The following is a 23,761-nucleotide window of genomic DNA, read 5'->3' as shown; positions in this document are numbered from 1 at the left end:
GTTCCCGCGTCCGCGGGTGCGTCACACCCCGGACGAGACCTCGGTCTTCTCGTCCGAGCCCTCGTTGCCCTCGGCCGCCGCGAGGGCGCGGTTGCGGCGCACGGAGGACCAGAAGGACCAGGCGATCAGGATGACGCCGACGAGGCCGGTGATGACCTCGTTGATCTCGTACTGGATGGTGACCATGAGGATCACGGCCAGTGCGCCGATCGCGTAGTGCGCGCCGTGCTCCAGGTAGACGTAGTCGTCCAGGGTGCCCTGGCGGACCAGGTAGACCGTGAGCGATCGGACGTACATCGCGCCGATGCCGAGGCCCAGCGCCATCATCACGATGTCGTTGGTGATGGCGAACGCGCCGATCACGCCGTCGAAGGAGAAGGACGCGTCCAGGACCTCGAGGTAGAGGAACATGAAGAACGCCGCCTGCCCGGCCAGCAGGACCGCCGGCTTCTTCTTGCCGGTGCGTTCGGCCTCTTCCTCCTCCTCGTGCTCGCGTTCCTCCTCGGCCTCGAGACGGTCCTCGAAGTAGCCCGACAGACCGCCGACCACCATGTACGTGATCAGACCCGCGATGCCGGCGATCAGCACCGTCTGCGCCTTGTCCACATGGCCGCCGCCGTGCTGGTGGGCGTGGGTGGCGAAGGTGAAGGAGGTGATCAGCAGGACGATCAGGGCGATGCAGACCGACAGCATGTCGACCTTGCCGAGCTTGGCCAGCGGCCGCTCGATCCAGCGCAGCCACTGGATGTCCCGGTCCTCGAAGATGAAGTCGAGGAAGATCATCAGCAGGAACATGCCACCGAAGGCCGCGATCGCCGGGTGGGCGTCGGTGACCAGTTCCTGGTAGCGGTCCTTGTTGTTGAGGGCGAGGTCGACGGCCTCGATGGGGCCCATCTTGGCCGTGATGGCGACGATGACGACCGGGAACACCAGCCGCATGCCGAAGACGGCGATGAGGACACCGACCGTGAGGAAGATCTTCTGCCAGAAGGCATTCATCTTCTTCAGGATCCCGGCGTTGACCACCGCGTTGTCGAACGACAGGGAGATCTCCAGGACGGCGAGGATAGCCACGATGCCGAAGGCCTCCCACCCCCCGTAGAAGACCGCCGCGACCAGGCCGAGCGCGGTAATCGCGAACGACCAGCCGAAGGTTTTCAGAAGCACTGGCTACCCAATCCGTAGGTACGGGTCTCCCCCGCGCCGTACTCGGCTTTACGAAACGTTGACTCCGAAGTCTAGAGCGATGCCCCGCAGTCCGGACGCGTACCCCTGACCTACCGCACGGAACTTCCACTCGCCCTGGTAGCGGTAGAGCTCACCGAAGATCATCGCCGTCTCGGTGGAGGCGTCCTCGGAGAGGTCGTAGCGCGCGAGCTCCTGGCCGTCGGCCTGGTTGACGACGCGGATGAAGGCATTGCTGACCTGGCCGAAGGTCTGACCGCGCTCGTCGGCCATGTGGATGGAGACGGGAAAGACGATCTTGTCGCACTGGGCGGGCACCTTGACGAGGTCCACCAGGATCGACTCGTCGTCGCCCTCGCCCTCGCCGGTGAGGTTGTCGCCGGTGTGCTCGACCGAGCCGTCCGGGCTCTTGAGCTGGTTGTAGAAGACGAACCACTCGTCACCCATCACCCGCCCGCCGGTGCACAGCAGGGCGCTGGCATCGAGGTCGAACGGGGCTCCGGTGGTGGAGCGCGCGTCCCAGCCGAGCCCGACCATCACTTGCGTGAGGTTGGGTGCGGCCTTGGAGAGGGAGACATTGCCCCCCTTGGCGAGCGTGACGCCCATGATGCTGGTCCTCCCCGAGATGGTGCTTCTTTGGTTGTCCTGCACTCCCCCAGAGGGGGCACCCCCGGGCGCCGCACGCAAACCGTGCGGCGCCGGACGGTACGAGCCTGTGACGTGAGCGTCCGGGCTCAGACGTTCACACCGAAGTCCTGCGCGATGCCGCGCAGGCCCGAGGCGTAGCCCTGGCCGATGGCGCGGAACTTCCACTCCGCGCCGTGGCGGTACAGCTCGCCGAAGACCATCGCCGTCTCCGTCGAGGCGTCCTCGGAGAGGTCGTAGCGCGCGATCTCCGCCTCGCCCGCCTGGTTCACGACGCGGATGAACGCGTTGCGGACCTGGCCGAACGACTGCTGGCGGTTCTCCGCGTCGTAGATCGAGACCGGGAACACGATCTTCTCGACGTCGGCCGGGACGGCGGCGAGGTTGATCTTGATCTGCTCGTCGTCGCCCTCGCCCTCACCGGTGATGTTGTCACCGGTGTGCTCGACCGAGCCGTCCGGGCTCTTGAGGTTGTTGAAGAAGACGAAGTTCGCGTCGCTGCCGACCTTGCCCGAGGAGTTCAGCAGCAGTGCGCTGGCGTCCAGGTCGAAGTCGGTGCCGGTCGTGGTGCGGACGTCCCACCCCAGACCGACGATGACCGCGGTCAGGCCCGGGGCCTCCTTGGTCAGCGATACGTTGCCGCCCTTGCTGAGGCTGACTCCCACGAGTCCTCCATTGGTGTCCAGGGGCGGGGTGCCCCGGCGTGCGTTTGACATCGGATCAACGAGTCGATCCTAGTGAGGGGTTCCCGCACCACGCAGGCCTTGGCACCGAAGAATCACAGGGTGTCGAGCGCCGTGACGTACTCGTTGAGGTCGCGGGCGTCGGGCAGGGCGTTGACGACGGTCCAGCGCACCACGCCCTCCTTGTCGATGACGAAGGTGCCGCGCACCGCGCAGCCCTTGTCCTCGGCGAAGACGCCGTAGGCGCGGGAGACCTCGCCGTGCGGCCAGAAGTCGCTCAGCAGCGGGTACTCCAGGCCCTCCTGCTCGGCGAAGACGCGCAGGGTGTGGATGGAGTCGTTGGAGACGGCGAGCACCTGGGTGTCGCGGTCGGCGAACTTCGGCAGGTTGTCGCGCACCTCGCACAGCTCACCGGTGCACACGCCGGTGAAGGCGAACGGGTAGAAGAGCAGGACCACGTTCTTCGCGCCACGGAAGTCGGAGAGCTTCACGGTGGCGCCGTGGTTGTCCTTGAGCTCGAAGTCGGGGGCCTTCTCGCCGACCTGGATCGACATCGCAGTATGTCCCTTTCGGTGGGGCTGTTCGGGTGGTGCGACCACCCTACGCAGCGATCACCGGGGAGCTGCGGACGGGCCGGGCACGACGTCCCGGCCCGTCCGGCGAGGTCACCTCTTGGACTTGGCCGCCTTCGGCGTCACGAGCCGGCTGCCGCTCCAGTCCTTGCCCACGCTGACGCTCTTGGAGGCGGACAGTCCCGCCGTCGTCGCGGCTTCGGAGATGTCGCTCGGCTCCACGTAGCCCTCACGGCCGGTCTTCGGCGTGAGGAGCAGGATGGAGCCACCTTCTTCGATGTACGTGGTGGCGTCCACCAGCGCATCCGTCAGGTCGCCGTCGTCGTCGCGGAACCAGAGCACCACGGCATCGGCGACGTCGTCGTAGTCCTCGTCCACGAGATCGCTGCCGATGACTTCCTCGATGGACTCGCGGAGTTCCTGGTCTACGTCGTCGTCGTAGCCGATCTCCTGGACCACCTGCTCGGGCTGGAACCCCAGCCTCACGGCAGGGCTCGTCTCCGCGTGGTCCGCGGTCGCGCTCACGGGTTGCCTCCTGATCATGTCTTGGAATGGGGGTCCCCCCTCGGGGGGACTTCAGCCACGCGCGTGCGCGAAGCATTGGCCGTAGTCCACACGGGCGGGACGGATCGCGCAAGTACCCGGCCGTTCAGACCGCCGAAACGGTGACGTTCCCGGCCGTGTCACCGCAACTCCAGGCACACTCACCGTGCCACAGGTGAGGTGCACCACACCCTTCTGCCCCCTTTGCGGCTTTGGGAACCCGATGAGGCCGAAGCGGGACCCGGTTACCTCACAGTAGAGATGACGTTTGCTTCACCGAGGTACACGATGGGGAACGGTGCAGGCACACCGAATTACACCTGAATGCAGCCCTCTGACAGGTAAGGAACAGCGTGGCTTCCGGATCAGATCGCAACCCGATCATCATTGGCGGCCTTCCGAGTCAGGTTCCTGACTTCGATCCCGAGGAGACCCAGGAGTGGCTCGACTCCCTGGACGCCGCCGTCGATCAGCGCGGCCGTGAGCGAGCCCGTTATCTGATGCTGCGGCTCATCGAGCGGGCCCGTGAGAAGCGCGTGGCCGTGCCGGAGATGCGCAGCACGGACTATGTGAACACGATCGCGACCAAGGACGAGCCGTTCTTCCCGGGCAACGAGGAGATCGAGCGCAAGGTCCTGAACGCGACCCGCTGGAACGCGGCGGTGATGGTCTCGCGCGCCCAGCGCCCCGGCATCGGCGTCGGCGGGCACATCGCCACCTTCGCCTCCTCCGCGTCGCTGTACGACGTGGGCTTCAACCACTTCTTCCGCGGCAAGGACGAGGGCGACGGCGGCGACCAGGTCTTCTTCCAGGGGCACGCCTCCCCCGGTATCTACGCCCGCGCCTATCTGCTCGACCGGCTCAGCGCCGAGCAGCTCGACGGCTTCCGCCAGGAGAAGTCCAAGAGCCCGAACGGCCTGTCCAGCTATCCGCACCCGCGCTCCATGCCGGACTTCTGGGAGTTCCCGACGGTCTCCATGGGCCTCGGCCCCATCGGCGCCATCTACCAGGCGCGGATGAACCGCTACATGCACGCGCGCGGGATCGCCGACACCTCCAAGTCGCACGTGTGGGCCTTCCTCGGCGACGGCGAGATGGACGAGCCGGAGTCGCTCGGCCAGCTGTCCATCGCCGCCCGTGAGGGCCTGGACAACCTGACCTTCGTCGTCAACTGCAACCTGCAGCGCCTGGACGGCCCGGTGCGCGGCAACGGCAAGATCATCCAGGAGCTGGAGTCGGTCTTCCGCGGCGCCGGCTGGAACGTCATCAAGCTGATCTGGGACCGCTCCTGGGACCCGCTGCTCGCCCAGGACCGAGACGGCCTGCTGGTCAACAAGATGAACACCACGCCGGACGGCCAGTTCCAGACGTACGCCACCGAGTCCGGCGCGTACATCCGCGAGCACTTCTTCGGCGACGACCAGCGGCTGCGCGCCATGGTCGAGAACATGACCGACGACCAGATCCTGCACCTGGGGCGCGGCGGTCACGACCACCGGAAGATCTTCGCGGCGTTCTCGGCGGCCAAGGCGCACAAGGGCCAGCCGACGGTGATCCTGGCCAAGACGATCAAGGGCTGGACGCTGGGCCCGAACTTCGAGGGCCGCAACGCCACGCACCAGATGAAGAAGCTGACGGTCGACGACCTCAAGCGCTTCCGCGACCGGCTGCACCTGCCGATCGCCGACAAGGAGCTGGAGAGCGGCGCCCCGCCGTACTACCACCCGGGGCGGAACTCCGAGGAGATCCAGTACATGCACGACCGCCGCAAGGGCTGCGGCGGCTACGTCCCCACGCGCGTGGTGCGCTCCAAGCCGCTCGACCTGCCGGACGACAAGGCGTACGCGACCGTGAAGAAGGGTTCCGGTCAGCAGTCGATCGCCACGACCATGGCGTTCGTACGGCTGCTGAAGGACCTCATGCGGGACAAGGAGTTCGGCAAGCGGTTCGTGCTGATCGCGCCGGACGAGTACCGCACCTTCGGCATGGACTCGTTCTTCCCGAGCGCGAAGATCTACAACCCGCTCGGCCAGCAGTACGAGTCGGTGGACCGCGAGCTGCTGCTCGCCTACAAGGAGTCGCCGACCGGTCAGATGCTGCACGACGGCATCTCGGAGGCGGGCTGCACGGCCTCGCTGATCGCGGCGGGCTCGGCCTACGCGACGCACGGCGAGCCGCTGATCCCGGTCTACGTCTTCTACTCGATGTTCGGATTCCAGCGCACCGGCGACCAGTTCTGGCAGATGTCCGACCAGCTCGCGCGCGGATTCGTGCTGGGTGCGACCGCCGGACGTACGACGCTGACCGGTGAGGGTCTGCAGCACGCGGACGGCCACTCCCAGCTGCTCGCCTCGACCAACCCGGCCTGCGTCGCCTACGACCCGGCGTACTCCTACGAGATCGCGTACATCGTGCAGGACGGTCTGCGCCGGATGTACGGCGCCTCCGAGGAGCACCCGCACGGCGAGGACGTCTTCTTCTATCTCACCGTCTACAACGAGCCCATCCAGCACCCGGCCGAGCCGGCGGACGTGGATGCCGAGGGCATCGTCAAGGGCCTGCACCGGCTGAGCGAGGGCACCTCGGGCTCGATTCCGGCGCAGGTCATCGCCTCGGGCGTGGCCGTGCCATGGGCGGTCGAGGCGCAGAGGATCCTCGCCGAGGACTGGAACGTCAAGGCGGACGTCTGGTCGGCTACCTCCTGGAACGAGCTGCGGCGCGAGGCCGTGGAGGTCGAGCGGCACAACCTGCTGCACCCTGAGGAGGAGCAGCGGGTGCCGTACGTGACGCGGAAGCTGAGCGGCGCCGAGGGCCCGGTGGTGGCCGTCTCCGACTGGATGCGGTCGGTGCCGGACCAGATCGCGCGGTGGGTGCCGGGGACGTACCAGTCGCTGGGCGCCGACGGGTTCGGCTTCGCGGACACCCGGGGTGCGGCCCGGCGCTTCTTCCACATCGACGCGCAGTCGATCGTGGTGGCGGTGCTGACCGAGCTGGCCAGGGAGGGCAAGGTCGACCGCTCGGTGCTCAAGCAGGCGATCGACCGCTACCAGCTCCTCGACGTGTCGGCGGCGGACCCCGGGGCTGCCGGGGGCGACGCGTAGGCAAGGCCCCTTCCGGAGGGCGATGGACCCGCGGGTCCGTCGCCCTTCACGTTTTCCTTACGATGCGGGCATGGAGCAACAAACGGCGCAAGCACGCTGGGAACACCTGACCCAGCGGCCTCTGCTGGCGCTCGCCCTGCTGTTCGCCGTCGCGTACGCCGTGCCGATCGTGGACGACTCGGTGGGGCACTCGCTGACCGCGGTGTGCACGGTGGTCGAGTGGGTGGTGTGGGGCGCCTTCGCCGCGGACTACGTGGCCCGGCTGGCCCTCTCCGACCGGCGCAAGGAGTTCGTTCGCCGGCACTGGCTGGACCTGCTCGCGGTGGTGGTGCCGATCCTGCAGCCACTGCGGCTGCTGCGCCTGGTCGCGACGCTGCTGCTGGTGGGGCGGCGGGCGCGGATGGCCGATCAGATCCGGCTGACGACGTATGTCGCCGGGGCCGTCGTCGGGCTGCTGATGTTCGGCTCGCTGGCCGTCCTGTCGGTGGAGCGGGACGCGCCCGAGGGGAACATCCGCACGCTGGGTGACGCGCTGTGGTGGTCGTTCACCACGATGACGACCGTGGGCTACGGCGATCACGCCCCGACGACCGGGCTCGGCCGGATGATCGCCGTCGGGCTGATGCTCTCCGGGATCGCCCTGCTCGGTGTGGTGACCGCGAACATCGCCGCGTGGTTCCTCGCGCGGTTCGAGAAGGACGACGTGGAGGAGCGCCGGCAGACGGAGGCCATCGAGGCGCTCACCGAGGAGGTACGGGCACTGCGGGCCGAGGTGGCCGAGCTGCGCGGGGCGCCCGTCGAGAAGGTCGAGACATGAGAGTCGAGACATGAGAGCGGGCCCCCGGTCGTCCCGCCGGGGGCCCTTCCCTCACGCACCCGGGTCAGAGCAAACCGCTGCCCGGGGCTGCCGCTCCCGCGAGCCAGATGATCGCGAGGAGCGTGTCGATGGCGCCCAGCACGAGCGCGACCAGAGCCGGTACGGGTCCCGAGCGGGACCAGGTGCGGCCCATTGCGAGCCAGCCGCACACGATCGCCACGGGGCCGAGGATGATCCCCAGCACGAAGAATCCCGCGACTGCGCAGATGACTCCGATGATTCCGAGCGTTGCGCGATCCGGCCCGGACCGTGACCACGTCCGGCCACGCGAGCGGGGGTGCCTGCGCGTTCCCTGTCCGAAGCCCGCCATCATCAACTCCCTGAACCCCGGGGTCTGTTCGGGGCTCGAAGAGCGGGTACCCCCGATCCGGCCGCTAACCCCCGGGCCGTCGGCGCGCTGTCCCCCTCCGGCAGCGCGCCGCAGCACCGGTCACCCCGTGAGCCGTACGAACTTGCCCGAGGAACATGCCGTACGGGGGGCTTGACCACTGTGACCTGCGGCGCGCACCGGAAGCGCGGATCTTTAGCCTCTTCACCCTGATAGGCGAAGTCGGTTTGAAATCCGCCGAGTTATGTGCGAAGGCACCGTGCCTTTCGCGCTCGTCCTTCGCCGTGTCAGATGTGGGCCGCGCCCGCACCCGCCTCCGCGTTCGCGCCCCGCTTGGTGAGCAGGGCGACGAAGACCGCCACGACCGCGACACCGCAGGCGACCAGCGAGGCGAAGCTCATGCCGGAGATGAACGTGTCGTGGGCGACGTCCGCGATCTTCGCGGCGATCGGCTCCGGGGTGCCCTTGGCGACCGGCGCCACGCCGACCTGGACCGCCTCGGAGGCCTGGCCCAGCTGGGCCGGGGTGAGCGGCGGGAGTCCGGCGTCCTTCCAGTTGCCCGCGAGATCGCCGTCGACCTTGGAGGCCATGACGGCGCCCAGCACCGCCGTACCGAGGCTGCCGCCGATCTGCATCGCGGCCTGCTGCAGACCACCGGCGACACCGGAGAGCTCCATGGGCGCGTTGCCCACGATGACCTCCGTGGCGCCGACCATGACCGGCGCGAGACCGAGGCCGAGCAGGGCGAACCAGACCGACATCAGGCCGCTGCTCGTGTCCACCTCCAGCGTCGACATGCCGTACATCGCGACCGCGGTGGCCGCCATGCCGCCCGCCAGCGGGATGCGCGGGCCCAGCTTGGTGATCATCACGCCCGCGAGCGGGGAGCCGACAATCATCATGCCGGTGAGCGGAAGCAGGTGCAGGCCGGCGTCGATCGGGCTCATCCCGTGCACGTTCTGCAGATAGAACGTCACGAAGAACAGGCCGCCGAGGAAGGCGATGGCCATCAGGACCATCAGGACGACGCCCGCGGACAGCGGGATGGAGCGGAACAGGCCGAGCGGGATCAGCGGTTCGGCGACCTTCGTCTCCCAGAAGGAGAAGAGGGCGAAGCCGACGACCGAGGCGCCGATGAACGCCCAGGTCTTGCCGTCGCCCCAGCCCCAGGCCGGTGCCTTGATCAGGGCCCAGACCAGGCAGAACATCGCGGCGGACAGCAGCGAGATGCCGAGCAGGTCGAAGGAGCGCGGGGCGTTCTCGGCGCGGTGGTCGCGCAGGATCAGCAGGCCGAGGACGAGGGCGATGACGCCGACCGGCACGTTGATGAAGAACACCGACTGCCAGTTGACGTGCTCGACGAGCACGCCGCCGAGGATCGGGCCGCCCGCGGTGGAGGCGCCGATGACCATGCCCCAGATGCCGATCGCCATGTTCAGCTTCTCGGCCGGGAAGGTCGCGCGCAGCAGGCCGAGCGCGGCCGGCATCAGCAGGGCGCCGAACAGGCCCTGGAAGACGCGGAAGGTGACGACCGCGGCGATGCTGCTGGACAGGCCGATGGCGCCCGAGGCGGCGGCGAAGCCGGTGACGCCGATCAGGAAGGTCTGGCGGTGACCGAAGCGGTCGCCGAGCTTGCCCGCGGTGATCAGGGAGACCGCGAGGGCGAGGAAGTAGCCGTTGGTGATCCACTGGACGTCGGCGAAGCTCGCCTTGAGGTCCTTCTGGATGGCCGGGTTGGCGATGGCCACGATGGTGCCGTCGAGGGCCACCATCATGACCCCTACGGCGACGGTTATGAGCGTGAACCAAGGGTGTCCGCGCAGCCCGGAGGCGGGCGGCACGCTCGACGGGGCTGCTGGTGCCTTGTCCCCCGACCCCGTCGATTCGATGGTGGTCTGACTAGTCATGCGTTCGAGGCTAATGACAGCGTCTGACAATTGACAAACCAATTCACAAGTCAGTAACTGACGCCTATGGAAACACTCCGCGAACGCAAGAAGCAGCGCACCAGGGACGCGCTGCTGCGGGCCGCCGTCGAACTGTTCACCACGCGCGGCTACGAGCGGACGACGGTCGACGAGATCGCCGATGCCGTCGACGTCTCGCAGCGCACCTTCTTCCGCTACTTCGCCGGCAAGGAGGAGGCCGCGCTCGCACTGCAGGAGCTGGCGGCGGCGCGGTTCGTGGAGGCGGTGCGCGAGCGGCCGGCCGCCGAGGCGCCGATGGAGGCGCTGCGGCAGGCGGTGCTGGAGGGCTGGGACACGCTGGGCGAGGTCATCGAGGCCGTCGTACCGGTCGAGCTGTACCTGCGGATGTACCGGGTGATCGAGTCGACGCCGGTCCTGCTCGCCGCCCACCTGCGGCGCAACGAGGAGATCGAGGACACCCTCGCGCGCGTGCTCGCCGATCGCGAGGGCGTCGACGTGGACGCGGACCCGCGGCCGCGGCTGGCCGTGGCGGTGTTCGGCGGGGTGATGCGGGTGACGGAGCGGCGGTGGGGCACGGACGGGGACCTCAGCCTGGACGCCATGCGCGGGCTGACGATCGCGTATCTCGAACAAGTGGGGCCCGCGCTCACACAGAACTGGAGGTCATCCTGACCATCGGAGGTTTATCGAAACGTGATCCCTGTCACTCGGCTCACGCGAGACCCTCTCGTTCTCCTAGTGTGTCCTCCCAGTGACTTCCTTCGACACCTCCCCGCAACTGAACGTCGGCCGCGCACTGCTCGCCCTGGCCGTCGTGTTCGTCATGCTCGCCACCACGGGCTGGACCGCGCTGCGCAGCCATCGCGCGGAGACACCGCTGCAGGCCTCGATCTCCTCCTGGCAGCACGGCCGCATCCACGGACACCACCTGCCGGACCCCGACGCGTCCCCCACCCGTCTGGCCCGCTTCTTCGCCTCACTCACCGCCCAGGAGCGCGCGCACCTCGCGCACCGCTACTCCCTGGCGGTCGGCAACATGAACGGCGCCCCCGTCTCGCTGCGCTACCGCGCCAACCGGCTCGCCCTAGCCGAACAGCGCAAGGTCGAGCACAAGCGCATGCACGACGTCCGTCTCTCGCCCTCCGGGCAGCACCAGGCCGGCCGCCGGATGCACCGCATCGAGGCGCTGATGGACGAGGGCCGGCACATCCTCGCCTTCGACCCCGCGGGGTCGGGGCGGGTCGCGGAGGTGTTCGGGGACCTCGACCGGGCCGAGCGCGTCTCGGTCGTCGTGCCGGGTGTGGACACCGACCTGCTGACCTTCCAGAAGACCAACCGGCAGTACACGGCGCCGGTCGGCATGGCCAAGTCGCTCTACGACGCCGAGCAGGCGGCGAGCCCGGCGACGCGTACGGCCGTCATCGCCTGGGCCGACTACACCGCGCCCGCCGGGCTCGGCATCGAGTCGGCGACGGCGATGCGCGCGGAGGACGGTGCGGTGCGGCTGAACGCGCTGGTGCGCAGCCTGCCCGGCCGTGCACCGGTGTCGCTGTTCTGCCACAGCTACGGCTCCGTGGTGTGCGGGGTGGCCGCGCACGAGATGCCGCGCCGGGTGGCCGACATCGCGGTGGCCGCCAGCCCGGGCATGCGGGCGGAGAACGCCTCGCACCTGCGCACCTCGGCCCAGGTGTGGGCGATGCGGGACGCCACGGACTGGATCCAGGACGTGCCGTACATGGAGGTCGGCGGGCTGGGTCACGGGGCCGATCCGGTGTCCGCGTCCTTCGGGGCGCGGGTGCTGTCGGCGCAGGGAGCCAAGGGACACGCCGGGTATTTCGAGCCCGGCACGGAGAGTCTGCGGAACTTCGCAGACATCGGAGTTGGCGCGTACCGCTCGGTGCACTGCGCGCGGGACGACGGAGCGTGTCACGCGGGTTTGTCCGGCGCGACCGCCGACGGACGCGCGTAGAGGCGCAGAAACTGCGGTCTGCGCAGGGTGGCGACGAAAGAGCAGGACCCGCATACGATGAGCCGCATGGGTGACGTACTGGCCGGATTTCATGCTGCCTGGGAGTTCGAGTCCGACTCCGTGCTCATCCGTTACGAACGGGGGATTCGAACACCCAAGCTGTTCCAGGCACTGGGTGAGCGGCGTGTTCCGAACGAGGCGATCTCCGGGGTGACGCTGACCCCCGGCCGACGCGGCACGGTGGTGCTGCGCGCCGAACTGCGTCCCGGCGCCGACCCGCTCCTGGAGGCGGCCGCGGGCCAGCTGAAGGAGGGGTGCGACCCGTACCGGCTGGTGCTGCCCGCCGAGCGCGAGACCCTCGCCGAGTACTACGCCGACGAGCTGCGGGCCCAGCTGAAGGACGACGGGGAGCCCGCCGAGCGGTATCTGGTCGACGCGCCCGAGGCGCCGCGGCAGTTCAAGGCGTACGACGCGAAGGCGTCCTTCGACGGCAAGACGGTGAACTTCCGCTGGTTCTGGACGGGAGCGTCGTCGGCGAAGTGGAAGGCCGGCGACCAGAGCTTCCCGGTGGCCGAGCTCAGCGGGGTCGAGTGGCGCTCCCCCGAGGTCTTCGAGGGCCATCTGCGGCTGGTGCGGCGCGACGGGTCCGCGGCGCCCGCGCAGCCCGACCAGGATCCGGCGTCCGTGGTGTTCGGCCTCGGGTACGGGCCCGTGCACGAGTCCCTGCCGTTCGCGGCCGCCGTGCTCGCGGCCGTACGGCAGAACGGGGCCGCAGCGGTCGTCCCCGCCGCGGCCCCGCGTCGCGACCCCGCCGACATCGCCGAGCGCATCCGTCACCTGGGCGAGCTGCACCAGGCAGGGCTGGTGACGGACGAGGAGTTCTCGGTGAAGAAGGCCGAACTGCTGGCAGAGCTCTAGATCACTCCCGGCCGGCCGACGTGAACGCCATGTCCGCGTACCGCTCGCCCGCGACCTTCCCGGCGATCGGCTCCAGCAGGGCCAGCTCGTCGTCGGTCAGGACGATGCGGGTCGCCGCCACGTTCTCCTCGACGCGGCTCGGCTTGCGGGTGCCGGGGATCGGGATCACCGGCAGACCGTGCACGGCCGACCGCTGCTGGACCCAGGCCAGGGCGATCTGGCCCGGCGAGGCGTCGTGGGCCTCGGCGACCGCGCGGATCGGCTCCAGCAGGGCGGCGTTCGCGGCCGCGTTCTCGCCGGTGAAGCGGGGCTGCTGGCGACGGAAGTCGTCGGAGGACAGCTCCGTGTCGGCGTTGGTGAAGGAGCCGGTGAGGAAGCCGCGGCCGAGCGGGGAGTACGGCACCAGCGTCACGCCCAGCTCCCGGGCGGCCGGCACCACGTTCGCCTCGATGTCCCGGCTGAACAGGGACCACTCCGACTGCACGGCCGCGATGGGGTGCACGGCGTGGGCCGCCCTCAGCTCCTCCGCGGTGACCTCGCTCAGGCCCAGCTGCTTGACCTTGCCCTCGCGCACCAGCTCCGCCATGGTGGCGACGGTCTCCTCGATCGGCACGTTCACATCGCGCCGGTGCATGTAGTAGAGGTCGATCACATCGACGTCCAGGCGCCTGAGGCTGGCCTCGACGGCCTGGCGGATGTAGGGCGCGTCATTGCGGATGACCCGGCGGGTGGGCTCGTCCGGCGGGATCGACAGGGCGAACTTGGTCGCGATGACCAGGTTGTCCCGGTTGGCCGTGAAGAACGGCGAGAGGAACTTCTCGTTCTCGCCCTGGCCGTAGGCGTCCGCCGTGTCGTACAGCGTGACGCCCAGCTCCAGCGCGCGCTCCAGGGTCTGGCGGGACGCCTTCGCGTCGACCGGGCCGTAGGCGAAGCTCATGCCCATGCAGCCCAGGCCCTGTACGCCGACCTCGGGGCCCGACGCGCCGAGCCGTGCGGTCTGGATCGTGCTGTCCGTCATCGAACCTTCTCTGCCTCGTAGGCGCGGGCGCGTTCGGCGTCCGCATAGAAACTGATCTTCCGGTCGAGCACCGCGAGGGTGTCCTGGAGCTCCGCGATCCGGGTCAGGACGTCCCGGCGGGTCGCCTCCAGCAGCTCGAAGCGCTCGCCGAAGGTGTGGTCGCCCTCGCGCACCAGCTCCGCGTAGCGCACCATGTCGGCGACCGGCATTCCGGTGAGCCGGAGCTTGCCGACCAGGTCGAGCCAGTCGAGGTCGCGGTTGCTGTAGCGGCGCTGACCGGTGTGCGAGCGGTCGACGTGCGGCATCAGCCCGATCCGCTCGTACCAGCGCAGGGTGTGCGCGGTCAGCCCGGTGAAGGCGACGACCTCGCTGATCGTGTAGGCGTCCTGCCCTTCGGGGCGCCGGTGCGGGTGGGGCGGGGCGCCACAGGCGTCGGTCCTGGTGGGCGTGGTCTCCATCACCGTCATGCCCTCAACGCTATGACCTTCGAGTGCACTCCAAGCAAGCGGAACGGGTAATAATCCGGCATGGGACCCGTTGCCGGAGCCGGGGCCGTGAACGCCTAGGCTCGTCGGCATGTCCTTGCAGAGCCTTGCGTTGATCGACAACTGGCCGGTTCCCGCTGCCGCGGCGGGTGTGGTGCGGGCCGACGGTACGGTACTCGGCACCCACGGCGCCGTCGACCGGCGCTTCCCGCTGGCCTCGGTCACCAAGCCGCTCGCGGCGTACGCCGCCCTCGTCGCGTACGAGGAGGGGGCGATCGAGCTCGACGAGCCCGCCGGGCCGCCCGGCGCGACGGTGCGCCATCTGCTCGCCCACACCTCGGGGCTGGCCTTCGACGAGCACCGGGTGACGGCCCCGCCCGGTGAGCGCCGGCTGTACTCCAACGCCGGTTTCGAGCAGCTCGGCGACCACATCGCGAAGGCCACGGAGATCCCGTTCGGGGAGTATCTGCGGCAGGCGGTGCTGGATCCGCTCGGGATGACGGGGACCTCGCTGGAGGGCTCCCCGGCGAAGGACGGCGTCTCGACGGTGGCGGACCTGCTGCGGTTCGCGGCCGAGCTGCAGGCGCCGCGGCTGCTCGACCCGCGCACGGTCGCCGAGGCGATGACGGTGCAGTACCCGGGCACCAAGGGCGTCCTGCCGGGCTACGGCCACCAGAGCCCCAACGACTGGGGCCTCGGCTTCGAGATCCGCGACTCCAAGTCGCCGCACTGGACGGGGAGTTCCTCGTCCCCGCGCACCTTCGGCCACTTCGGTCAGTCGGGCACGTTCCTGTGGGTCGATCCCGACGCGGGGGTCGCTTGCAGCGCTTTGACGGATCGGGACTTCGGACCGTGGGCGGTCGAGGTGTGGCCGGCGTTCACGGATGCGGTGCTCGCAGAGATCGGCTAGTTCGCCGTCATCTCCCACATCAGCAGCTCCGCCTCCGTAACGGCCTCCGTCTCCAGTTGCTTCGCGTCCGTGATGCGGGCCGCGTCGCCCGCGGTGAGGTGCTCGCCGTCGAGGCGGACGTCGCCGCGGACGACGTGGACGTAGACGTACGCGCCGTCCGGGATCGCCGTCCGCTCCCCCGCGCGCAGCCGCCGTACATGGAGCATGGCGCCCGCCTCCGGGACCGCGTACGGCGTGGAGTCCGCGATGCCGTGGACGATCTCGTACGCGGGGTCGCCGCCCGGTTCGAGGGGGGCCAGCCACATCTGCACGAAGACCAGCAGCCCGTCGCCGTCGTTGCGCTCCACGTGCCGTACGCCCGCCGCGGAGCTCAGGCGCTGTACGTCGCCGGGGCGCACCGTGGTGCGGTGGCCGCCGGAGTCACGGTGCGTCAGTTCGCCCTCGACCACCCAGGTCACGATCTCGGTGTGGCTGTGCGGGTGTTCGTCGAAGCCGGCGCCGGGCAGGAGCCGTTCCTCGTTGCAGGCGATGACCGCGCCGAAGCGGAGGTTGTCGGGGTCGTAGTGCGGGCCGAAGGAGAAGGCGTGCCACGACTCGATACCGGCTGCCGGGTCACCCCCCGGATAGCGCTCAGCTGCGCGCCGTACGTCCATCACGCACCCCACCGTAGCGGCGCGCGAACCCCGCCGGAGCGCCCGCCGCCGACCCGGCGACGCGCACTCCCGTCCGGATAAGGCAGTCTTGTCCCGTGCCCGAACCCGAAACGAGCAAGCCCGAAGCCGTTGCTGCCCCCGCGCACCCGCACGCGCGCACCCTGAAGCGACTGGAGAAGTCGTCCGGCTCGCTCGCCGCGCAGGCGATCGCGCGCATGGACGAGACGCTGCCGTGGTACCGGGCGATGCCGCCGGAGAACCGTTCCTGGATCGGTCTTGTCGCCCAGGCCGGTATCGCCGCCTTCACCGAGTGGTTCCGGCACCCCGACGCGCCCCAGGCCATCTCGACGGACGTGTTCGGGACGGCTCCGCGCGAGCTGACCCGGGCGATCACCCTGCGCCAGACCGTGGAGATGGTGCGCACCACCATCGAGGTCATGGAGAGCGCCATCGACGAGGTGGCCGCCCCGGGCGACGAGAGCGTGCTGCGCGAGGCCCTGCTCGTCTACGCCCGCGAGATCGCCTTCGCCACCGCCCAGGTCTACGCCCAGGCCGCCGAGGCACGCGGTGCCTGGGACGCCCGCCTGGAGTCCCTCGTCGTCAACGCCGTGCTGAGCGGGGAGGCCGACGAGGGCGCGGTCAGCAGGGCCGCGGCCCTGGGCTGGAACGCGCCCGAGCATGTCTGCGTGGTGCTGGGGACCGCCCCCGACGGCGACTCCGAGCTGACCGTCGAGGCGATCCGGCGGGCCGCCCGGCACGCCAAGCTCCAGGTGCTCACCGGGGTGCTCGGCGACCGGCTGGTGGTCATCGCCGGCGGCAGCGACAACCCGCTCGCCGTGGCCAAGTCGCTGATCGGGCCGTACGCGGCGGGGCCCGTGGTGGCCGGGCCCGTGGTGGCGGATCTGCTCACCGCGACCCGCTCCGCACAGGCCGCGGCCGCCGGCCTCAAGGCGTGTTTCGCCTGGCAGGACGCTCCGCGGCCGGTGCTCGCGGACGATCTGCTGCCGGAGCGCGCCATCGCCGGTGACCCGAGCGCGCGCGAACAGCTGGTGGAGGAGATCTACAGACCGCTGGAGGAGGCCGGGTCGGCTCTTCTGGAGACGCTCTCCGTCTTTCTGGAACAGGCGAGCAGTCTCGAGGGCGCCGCCCGGATGCTCTTCGTTCACCCCAACACCGTGCGCTACCGGCTCCGACGTGTGACTGACGTCACCGGCTGGTCACCCTCCGATGTACGATCCGCCTTCACGCTGCGGATCGCGCTGATCCTGGGGCGTCTGGCCGAGGGTGATCTTCCGGCCTAGGCTTTTGTCGGGGGCATACAAAACCCCCTCGTGTTCTTCGTCCCTGTCCCCACGGGCGGCCACGGCCGTCCCCAAGAGAGAGTGTGAGAGTGCTCGTACTCGTCGCTCCCGGCCAGGGCGCCCAGACGCCCGGCTTCCTGACCCCCTGGCTCGAACTGCCCGGTGCCACCGACCGCGTCTCCGCCTGGTCGGACGCCATCGGCCTCGACCTCGCCCACTACGGCACCAAGGCCGACGCGGAGGAGATCCGGGACACCGCGGTGGCCCAGCCGCTGCTGGTCGCCGCCGGCATCCTGTCCGCCGCGGCACTCGGTGCCGTCACGCCGGGCGCCGTCGCCGGCCACAGCGTCGGTGAGATCACCGCGGCCTCCTTCGCCGGTGTCCTCGACGACACGGCCGCGCTGACCCTCGTACGCAGGCGGGGTCTGGCCATGGCCGAGGCCGCCGCCATCACCGAGACCGGGATGTCGGCGCTGCTCGGCGGCGACCCCGAGGTCTCCGTCGCGCACCTGGAGAAGCTGGGCCTGACCCCGGCGAACGTCAACGGCGCGGGCCAGATCGTCGCCGCGGGCACACTGGAGCAGCTCGCCGCGCTGAACGAGGACAAGCCCGAGGGCGTCCGCAAGGTCGTCCCGCTCAAGGTCGCCGGCGCCTTCCACACCCGCCACATGGCCCCCGCGGTCGACAAGCTGGCCGAGGCCGCCAAGGCGCTCGTGCCCGCCGACCCGCAGGTCACCTACGTCTCCAACAAGGACGGCCGGTCCGTCGCCACCGGTGCCGAGATCGTCGAGCGCCTGGTCGGACAGGTCGCCAACCCGGTCCGCTGGGACCTGTGCATGGAGACCTTCAAGGAGCTCGGCGCGACCGCGCTGATCGAGGTCTCCCCCGGCGGCACGCTGGTCGGCCTCGCCAAGCGCGCGCTGCCGGGTGTGCAGACCCTGGCGCTCAAGACCCCCGACGACCTCGACGCGGCCCGCGCACTCATCGCCGAGCACGCTGCCTGACGCTTAGAAGGAGCCGTACGAACATGTCGAAGATCAAGCCCAGCAAGGGCGCCCCGTACGCGCGCATCCTCGGCGTGGGCGGCTACCGTCCGACCCGGGTCGTGCCGAACGAGGTGATCCTCGAGAAGATCGACTCCTCCGACGAGTGGATCCGTTCGCGCTCCGGCATCCAGACCCGGCACTGGGCCTCGGACGAGGAGACCGTGGCCGCGATGTCCATCGAGGCCTCCGGCAAGGCGATCGCCGACGCCGGGATCTCCGCCGAGCAGATCGGCGGCGTGATCGTCTCGACCGTCTCGCACTTCAAGCAGACCCCGGCCATCGCCACGGAGATCGCGGACAAGCTGGGCACGGACAAGGCCGCCGCGTTCGACATCTCGGCGGGCTGCGCCGGTTTCGGCTACGGCCTCACCCTCGCCAAGGGCATGATCATCGAGGGTTCCGCGCAGTACGTCCTCGTCATCGGCGTCGAGCGGCTTTCCGACCTCACCGACCTGGAGGACCGGGCGACGGCCTTCCTGTTCGGCGACGGCGCGGGCGCCGTCGTGGTGGGCCCGGCGAAGGAGCCGCACATCGGCCCGACGATCTGGGGCTCCGAGGGCGACAAGTCCGAGACCATCAAGCAGACCGTGCCGTGGACCGAGTACGACAGCACCACGGGTAAGTTCCCTGCGATCACGCAGGAGGGCCAGGCGGTGTTCCGCTGGGCCGTGTTCGAGATGGCGAAGGTCGCCCAGCAGGCGCTGGACGCGGCCGGGATCACCCCGAACGACCTGGACGTCTTCATTCCCCACCAGGCCAACGAGCGGATCATCGACTCGATGGTGAAGACGCTGAAACTGCCGGAGCACGTCACGGTGGCGCGTGACGTGCGCACCACCGGCAACACCTCGGCCGCCTCGATTCCGCTCGCGATGGAGCGGCTCCTGGCGACCGGTGAGGCGAAGAGCGGCGACACCGCGCTCGTCATCGGCTTCGGGGCGGGTCTCGTGTACGCCGCGACGGTCGTTACCCTCCCCTAGGCACTCCGTGCCGGATCAGCAACGGATCCGGTGCGGGAAGCACCGCCAACCCTCTGGATCACAAAGAAGGAGCGCCTGACATGGCCGCCACTCAGGAAGAGATCGTCGCCGGTCTCGCCGACATCGTGAACGAGATCGCCGGCATCCCGGTTGAGGACGTCCAGCTGGACAAGTCCTTCACCGACGACCTGGACGTCGACTCGCTGTCCATGGTCGAGGTCGTCGTCGCCGCCGAAGAGCGCTTCGACGTCAAGATCCCGGACGAGGACGTCAAGAACCTCAAGACGGTCGGCGACGCGACCGACTACATCCTCAAGCACCAGGCCTGAGCCTTCCCGCTCCGGCTGTATTGCCCCGCCACCCGGCGGTGGCGCCGTTGAATCCCGATCCGTTGGAGAAAGAATTCCCGTGAGCCCGACCAATCGCACCGTGGTCGTCACCGGTATCGGCGCAACCACACCGCTGGGTGGCGACGCAGCGTCCACCTGGGAGGGTCTGGTCGCCGGCAAGTCCGGCGTCAAGCTTCTCGACCAGGAGTGGGCCGCCGAGCAGGCGGTCCGTATCGCCGCGCCCGTGGCCGTGGAGCCTTCCGAGGTCATTCCGCGGCCGCAGGCCCGCCGACTGGACCGCTCGGCGCAGTTCGCGCTGATCGCGGCCAAGGAGGCGTGGGCGGACGCCGGTTTCACCGACAAGGCCGGCGACGACGAGAAGATCGACCCGGACCGGCTCGGTGCCGTCATCGCCTCCGGCATCGGCGGGGTGACGACCCTGCTCGACCAGTACGACGTGCTCAAGGAGAAGGGCGTCCGCCGCGTCTCCCCGCACACCGTCCCCATGCTGATGCCGAACGGCCCCTCGGCCAACGTGGGCCTGCTGGTGGGCGCCCGTGCGGGCGTGCACACGCCGGTCTCCGCGTGCGCCTCGGGCGCCGAGGCCATCGGCTACGGCATCGAGATGATCCGCACCGGTCGCGCCGACGTCGTCGTCGCGGGCGGCACGGAGGCGGCGATCCACCCGCTGCCCATCGCCGCGTTCGGCAACATGATGGCGATGTCCAAGAACAACGAGAACCCCGAGGGTGCCTCGCGCCCCTACGACGTCGACCGGGACGGCTTCGTCCTCGGCGAGGGCGCCGGTGTGATCGTCCTGGAGTCCGCCGAGCACGCCGCCAAGCGCGGTGCCCGGGTGTACGCCGAGGCCGTCGGCCAGGGCATCTCCGCCGACGCCCACGACATCGTGCAGCCCGAGCCCGAGGGCCGGGGCATCTCGCACGCGCTGCAGAACCTGATGGAGCGCACCGACCTGGACCCGGCCGAGATCGTGCACGTCAACGCGCACGCCACCTCGACGCCCGCCGGTGACGTGGCCGAACTGAAGGCGCTGCGCAAGGTGTTCGGCGACGACGCGGGCCACATGGCGGTCTCCGCGACCAAGTCCATGACCGGGCATCTGCTGGGCGGCGCGGGCGGCGTCGAGTCCGTCGCGACGATCCTCGCGCTGTACCACCGTCTCGCTCCGCCGACCATCAACGTCGAGAACCTCGACCCGGAGGCCGAGGCCGCCGCGGACATCGTCCGTGGCGAGGCCCGCAAGCTGCCGATCGAGGGCCGTATCGCCGCGCTGAACGACTCGTTCGGGTTCGGCGGGCACAACGTCGTGCTGGCGTTCCGTACGGTCTGAGCAGCGCTCGTAGGCTACTGAAGGGCCCCCACCCGGCGGTGGGGGCCCTTCCCATGTCAGTGGTGGTGCGGCGAACCTGTCCGTGCCGTCAGACCACTTGGTGCAGCCAGCGCACCGGTGCTCCCTCGCCCGCGTATCTGAACGGCTCCAACTCGTCGTCCCAGGGCTTGCCCAGGAGCTTGGCGATCTCCGCCTCCAGGTCCGTCTCGCCCTGCTGGGCCCGGGTCAGCGCGGCGCGCAGCCGGTCCTCGGGGATCAGGATGTCGCCGTGGATGCCGGTGACGGCGTGGAAGATGCCGAGGTCGGGGGTGCAGCTGTAGCGCTCGCCCTCCGCGGTGGGGCAGGGCTCCGCGGTGACCTCGAAGCGCAGCAGATGCCAGCCGCGCAGCGCGGAGGCCAGCTTGGACGCCGTGCCCGCCTCGCCCTGCCAGGAGAACTCCGAGCGCCAGGTGCCGGGCGCGGCGGGCTGCCGGATCCAGTCGAGGTTGACGCGCGTGCCGAGCACTCCGGCGACGGCCCACTCGACGTGCGGGCACAGCGCGCGCGGAGCGGAGTGCACGTACAGAACTCCACGTGTCGTCACCGGGACCTCCGGGCAGAGCTGGACAATCTGGCGAACTGGCGTACGGGCGGCAGGGCAGCCACGTTGAGGGCGAGGCTACCGTGCGGCGGCGCAAGGAGTGTGACGTACCGTCCGTCCCGATGCGCTGAAACGTCCGCCATTCACCCGGCAGGACGCCTGTACGGGTGTGAACCGTTGCAGTCGCGCCTGGATCGGGAACTCTCGCACGTTGTTATGGGGGGACACGTCCGTACGACAGACGAGGGGATCGCCGGCGCATGCGGAAGCCAAGCCACCGCTCACGGACCGTTCTGGCCGCCGTGGCGGTGACCGTCCTCGGCGTCGCCGGTTGCGACGCGGTGGGTGGCGACTCCTCCGGTCCGACGAGCCCCACGGCACGCAGCGTGAAGCCCACACCCACCTGGGATGTCAGCCCGCGCTCGATCGCGGCGGTCGGCGACTCCATCACCCGCGGCTTCGACGCCTGTACGGTCCTGTCGGACTGTCCCGAGGTCTCCTGGGCGACCGGCACCAGCTCCGACGTCGACAGCCTCGCCGTACGGCTGCTGGGCAGGACGGGGGCCGCCGCGCACAGCTGGAACTACGCGGTGACGGGCGCCCGGATGGCGGACCTGCCCGGCCAGATGGCGCAGGCGGTGACCCGCCGGCCCCAGCTGGTGACGGTGATGGCGGGGGCGAACGACGCCTGCCGGGCCAGCACCTCGGCGATGACCTCGGTGGAGAGCTTTCGCGCCGATTTCGAGGACGCGCTGAGCACGGTGCGCCAGTCCCTGCCGAAGACGCAGGTGTATGTGGCGAGCGTGCCGAACCTGAAGCGGCTGTGGTCCGAGGGCCGCACCAACCCGCTGGGCAAGCAGGTGTGGAAGCTCGGGATCTGCCCGTCGATGCTGGGGGACGCGGACGCGCTGGACTCGGCGGCGACGCTGCGCAGGGACACGGTGCAGAAGCGGGTGGAGGCGTACAACAAGGTGCTGAAGGAGGTCTGCGCGAAGGACCGCCGCTGCCGCTTCGACGACGGCGCGGTCTACGACTACCGCTTCGGCACGGACCAGTTGAGCAAGTGGGACTGGTTCCATCCCAGTGTCGACGGACAGGCGCGGCTGGCCGAGATCGCCTACCGGAAGGTCACCGCCGAGAAGACGTGATCCGGAAGCGTGACCTAAAGTTCCGAACATGAACGAACTCTTCGGCACACTTTCCGACGGCACCCCGGTCCACCGCTGGACCCTGGAGCGTGCGGGCGTACGGGTTCGGATCCTGTCGTACGGCGGGATCGTGCAGTCGCTGGAGATCCCGGACAGAGACGGGCGCGCCGGGAACGTGGTGCTGGGGTTCGCCGACCTGGACGGCTATCTGACGCACCCGGACCCGTACTTCGGCGCCCTGGTCGGCCGGTACGCCAACCGCATCGCGGGCGGCCGCTTCCCGCTGGACGGCGTGACGTACGCGCTCGCGCAGAACAGCGGCCCCAACTCCCTGCACGGCGGCGGCCGCGGGTTCGACAAGCGGGTCTGGGACGTGACACCCCTCGACGAGGGGGCGGACGGGACGTACGGGCTGCGGCTGAGCCGGGTCTCCCCGCACGGCGAGGAGGGCTTCCCCGGCCGTCTGGAGGTCACCGCGACCTACCGGCTGGAGGCGGACGGCTCGCTCGCGATCGCGTACGAGGCGGTGACGGACGCGCCGACCGTGGTGAACCTGACGAACCACAGCTACTTCAACCTCGGCGGCTCGGGCAACGCGGGCGGCCATGAACTGCGGCTCGCCGCCTCCCGGTTCACCCCGGTCGACGAGGACCTGATCCCGACCGGCGAACTGGCCGAGGTGACGGACACGCGCTTCGACTTCCGCCGGGCGCGCAAGGTCGGTGGCGGATACGACCACAACTTCGTGCTGGACGGCGGGGTGACCGAGGCCGCCCGCGACGTGGCCGAGCTGCACGATCCCACGTCCGGGCGGGTGGTGACGGTGGCGACGACCGAGCCCGGCATCCAGCTCTACACGGCGGACCATCTCGGCGAGCCGTTCGCGCCCGGCGACGGCATCGCGCTGGAGACCCAGCACTTCCCCGACTCCCCGAACCGGCCCGGCTTCCCGAGCACGGTGCTGCGGCCGGGCGAGGTGTACCGGTCACGGACGGTGTACGGCTTCGCGACCCGGTGAGGGGGCGACGGGGGCGGGGTGCGGGGCGGGCGCAGGCGCGGGCAGGGAAGCGGCGGTGGGCGCCGGACGGGGTGAGCCCCGGACGACGGCGAACCCGGCAGGGTGAGCACCGACGAGGGTGAGCACCGAAGCACGGTGAGCCCCGGCCCACGAGCCTCGGCCCCGGAGGCCAGGTCCCGGACCGCGACGAGCC

24 protein-coding genes are annotated in these 23,761 nt (G+C 69.9%); 13 read left to right on the top strand and 11 right to left on the bottom strand.

Annotated features, from left to right (window positions below; all coding sequences use genetic code 11):
- Nucleotides 1-21 precede the first annotated feature (21 nt).
- The 5 genes from MQN93_RS09555 to MQN93_RS09535 form a co-directional block, all read right to left on the bottom strand.
- Entirely contained in the window at nt 22-1,167 is a 1,146-nt protein-coding gene (locus MQN93_RS09555; RefSeq protein ID WP_242709105.1) for a DUF475 domain-containing protein, read from the bottom strand.
- Nucleotides 1,168-1,215: 48 nt separating this feature from the next.
- The gene (locus MQN93_RS09550) at nt 1,216-1,791 is read right to left on the bottom strand and encodes a TerD family protein (RefSeq protein ID WP_016435504.1); all 576 of its coding nucleotides are present in this window, start codon (nt 1,789-1,791) and stop codon (nt 1,216-1,218) included.
- A 128-nt stretch (nt 1,792-1,919) separates the two neighbouring features.
- Nucleotides 1,920-2,495, bottom strand: a complete 576-nt coding sequence (locus MQN93_RS09545) for a calcium homeostasis/redox stress adaptation protein (protein WP_016435503.1) — start codon at nt 2,493-2,495, stop codon at nt 1,920-1,922.
- A 113-nt stretch (nt 2,496-2,608) separates the two neighbouring features.
- Complete coding sequence (locus MQN93_RS09540; protein WP_016435502.1) at nt 2,609-3,067, bottom strand: peroxiredoxin; 459 nt, start codon at nt 3,065-3,067, stop codon at nt 2,609-2,611.
- A gap of 111 nt (nt 3,068-3,178) precedes the next feature.
- Nucleotides 3,179-3,610 (bottom strand): DUF3052 domain-containing protein, encoded by a 432-nt coding sequence (locus MQN93_RS09535; protein ID WP_016435501.1) that lies wholly within the window; start codon nt 3,608-3,610, stop codon nt 3,179-3,181.
- Nucleotides 3,611-3,981: 371 nt separating this feature from the next.
- Here MQN93_RS09535 and aceE point away from each other — a divergent pair, with 371 nt between their 5' ends.
- Together aceE and MQN93_RS09525 are read left to right on the top strand one after the other, a co-directional pair.
- On the top strand, nt 3,982-6,729 hold the full coding sequence (aceE, locus tag MQN93_RS09530; RefSeq protein WP_242709104.1) for a pyruvate dehydrogenase (acetyl-transferring), homodimeric type: 2,748 nt from the start codon (nt 3,982-3,984) through the stop codon (nt 6,727-6,729).
- Between the two features lie 70 nt (nt 6,730-6,799).
- Entirely contained in the window at nt 6,800-7,546 is a 747-nt protein-coding gene (locus MQN93_RS09525; RefSeq protein ID WP_242709103.1) for a potassium channel family protein, read from the top strand.
- A gap of 64 nt (nt 7,547-7,610) precedes the next feature.
- On the opposite strand, the gene MQN93_RS09520 is transcribed toward MQN93_RS09525, so the two are convergent.
- Together MQN93_RS09520 and MQN93_RS09515 are read right to left on the bottom strand one after the other, a co-directional pair.
- Nucleotides 7,611-7,919, bottom strand: a complete 309-nt coding sequence (locus tag MQN93_RS09520) for a hypothetical protein (protein ID WP_037782496.1) — start codon at nt 7,917-7,919, stop codon at nt 7,611-7,613.
- Nucleotides 7,920-8,221: 302 nt separating this feature from the next.
- On the bottom strand, nt 8,222-9,841 hold the full coding sequence (locus tag MQN93_RS09515; protein ID WP_242709102.1) for an MFS transporter: 1,620 nt from the start codon (nt 9,839-9,841) through the stop codon (nt 8,222-8,224).
- A gap of 66 nt (nt 9,842-9,907) precedes the next feature.
- Here MQN93_RS09515 and MQN93_RS09510 point away from each other — a divergent pair, with 66 nt between their 5' ends.
- From MQN93_RS09510 to MQN93_RS09500, 3 genes are all read left to right on the top strand, one after another.
- On the top strand, nt 9,908-10,534 hold the full coding sequence (locus tag MQN93_RS09510; protein ID WP_016435496.1) for a TetR family transcriptional regulator: 627 nt from the start codon (nt 9,908-9,910) through the stop codon (nt 10,532-10,534).
- A gap of 79 nt (nt 10,535-10,613) precedes the next feature.
- Nucleotides 10,614-11,831, top strand: a complete 1,218-nt coding sequence (locus tag MQN93_RS09505; RefSeq protein ID WP_242709101.1) for an alpha/beta hydrolase — start codon at nt 10,614-10,616, stop codon at nt 11,829-11,831.
- A gap of 57 nt (nt 11,832-11,888) precedes the next feature.
- Nucleotides 11,889-12,749 (top strand): DUF4429 domain-containing protein, encoded by an 861-nt coding sequence (locus MQN93_RS09500; protein WP_016435494.1) that lies wholly within the window; start codon nt 11,889-11,891, stop codon nt 12,747-12,749.
- Between the two features lies 1 nt (nt 12,750).
- On the opposite strand, the gene MQN93_RS09495 is transcribed toward MQN93_RS09500, so the two are convergent.
- Nucleotides 12,751-13,767 carry an aldo/keto reductase gene (locus tag MQN93_RS09495; protein ID WP_242709100.1) on the bottom strand — a complete coding sequence of 339 codons (1,017 nt, stop codon included), beginning with the start codon at nt 13,765-13,767 and terminating at the stop codon, nt 12,751-12,753.
- Nucleotides 13,764-14,234: a MerR family transcriptional regulator gene (locus tag MQN93_RS09490; protein ID WP_037782493.1), complete on the bottom strand. Its 471-nt coding sequence runs from the start codon at nt 14,232-14,234 to the stop codon at nt 13,764-13,766. The genes MQN93_RS09495 and MQN93_RS09490 overlap by 4 nt, the downstream gene beginning before the upstream one ends.
- 109 nt (nt 14,235-14,343) lie before the next feature.
- Between MQN93_RS09490 and MQN93_RS09485 the strand changes: the two genes are divergently transcribed.
- On the top strand, nt 14,344-15,162 hold the full coding sequence (locus MQN93_RS09485; RefSeq protein ID WP_242709099.1) for a serine hydrolase domain-containing protein: 819 nt from the start codon (nt 14,344-14,346) through the stop codon (nt 15,160-15,162).
- Here MQN93_RS09485 and MQN93_RS09480 read toward each other — a convergent pair.
- Nucleotides 15,159-15,818 (bottom strand): pirin family protein, encoded by a 660-nt coding sequence (locus MQN93_RS09480; protein WP_242709098.1) that lies wholly within the window; start codon nt 15,816-15,818, stop codon nt 15,159-15,161. The two genes, MQN93_RS09485 and MQN93_RS09480, sit on opposite strands and share 4 nt — an antisense overlap.
- A gap of 92 nt (nt 15,819-15,910) precedes the next feature.
- Here MQN93_RS09480 and fasR point away from each other — a divergent pair, with 92 nt between their 5' ends.
- From fasR to MQN93_RS09455, 5 genes are all read left to right on the top strand, one after another.
- A complete protein-coding gene (fasR, locus tag MQN93_RS09475; protein ID WP_016435489.1) occupies nt 15,911-17,116 on the top strand; it encodes a fatty acid biosynthesis transcriptional regulator FasR in 1,206 nt (401 codons plus the stop codon).
- Nucleotides 17,117-17,205: 89 nt separating this feature from the next.
- Nucleotides 17,206-18,120, top strand: a complete 915-nt coding sequence (locus MQN93_RS09470; RefSeq protein WP_242709097.1) for an ACP S-malonyltransferase — start codon at nt 17,206-17,208, stop codon at nt 18,118-18,120.
- A 23-nt stretch (nt 18,121-18,143) separates the two neighbouring features.
- Entirely contained in the window at nt 18,144-19,142 is a 999-nt protein-coding gene (locus MQN93_RS09465) for a ketoacyl-ACP synthase III (RefSeq protein WP_242709096.1), read from the top strand.
- Between the two features lie 80 nt (nt 19,143-19,222).
- Nucleotides 19,223-19,471 (top strand): acyl carrier protein, encoded by a 249-nt coding sequence (locus tag MQN93_RS09460; protein WP_015660680.1) that lies wholly within the window; start codon nt 19,223-19,225, stop codon nt 19,469-19,471.
- 79 nt (nt 19,472-19,550) lie between these two features.
- Nucleotides 19,551-20,822, top strand: a complete 1,272-nt coding sequence (locus MQN93_RS09455) for a beta-ketoacyl-[acyl-carrier-protein] synthase family protein (protein ID WP_242709095.1) — start codon at nt 19,551-19,553, stop codon at nt 20,820-20,822.
- Nucleotides 20,823-20,910: 88 nt separating this feature from the next.
- Here the strand turns inward: MQN93_RS09455 and MQN93_RS09450 are convergent, their stop codons facing one another.
- Entirely contained in the window at nt 20,911-21,405 is a 495-nt protein-coding gene (locus tag MQN93_RS09450; protein ID WP_016435485.1) for a DUF3145 domain-containing protein, read from the bottom strand.
- Nucleotides 21,406-21,662: 257 nt separating this feature from the next.
- Here MQN93_RS09450 and MQN93_RS09445 point away from each other — a divergent pair, with 257 nt between their 5' ends.
- Both MQN93_RS09445 and MQN93_RS09440 read left to right on the top strand, forming a co-directional pair.
- Nucleotides 21,663-22,550, top strand: a complete 888-nt coding sequence (locus MQN93_RS09445) for an SGNH/GDSL hydrolase family protein (RefSeq protein WP_016435484.1) — start codon at nt 21,663-21,665, stop codon at nt 22,548-22,550.
- Nucleotides 22,551-22,578: 28 nt separating this feature from the next.
- Nucleotides 22,579-23,568 (top strand): aldose epimerase family protein, encoded by a 990-nt coding sequence (locus tag MQN93_RS09440; RefSeq protein ID WP_242709094.1) that lies wholly within the window; start codon nt 22,579-22,581, stop codon nt 23,566-23,568.
- The last annotated feature ends 193 nt before the right edge of the window (nt 23,569-23,761 follow it).

The sequence above is a fragment of the Streptomyces spinosisporus genome, assembly GCF_022698145.1.
Lineage (GTDB): Bacteria > Actinomycetota > Actinomycetes > Streptomycetales > Streptomycetaceae > Streptomyces > Streptomyces spinosisporus.
Note: the sequence above shows the minus strand (reverse complement) of the source record. Positions and strands in the feature narration are given on the sequence as shown.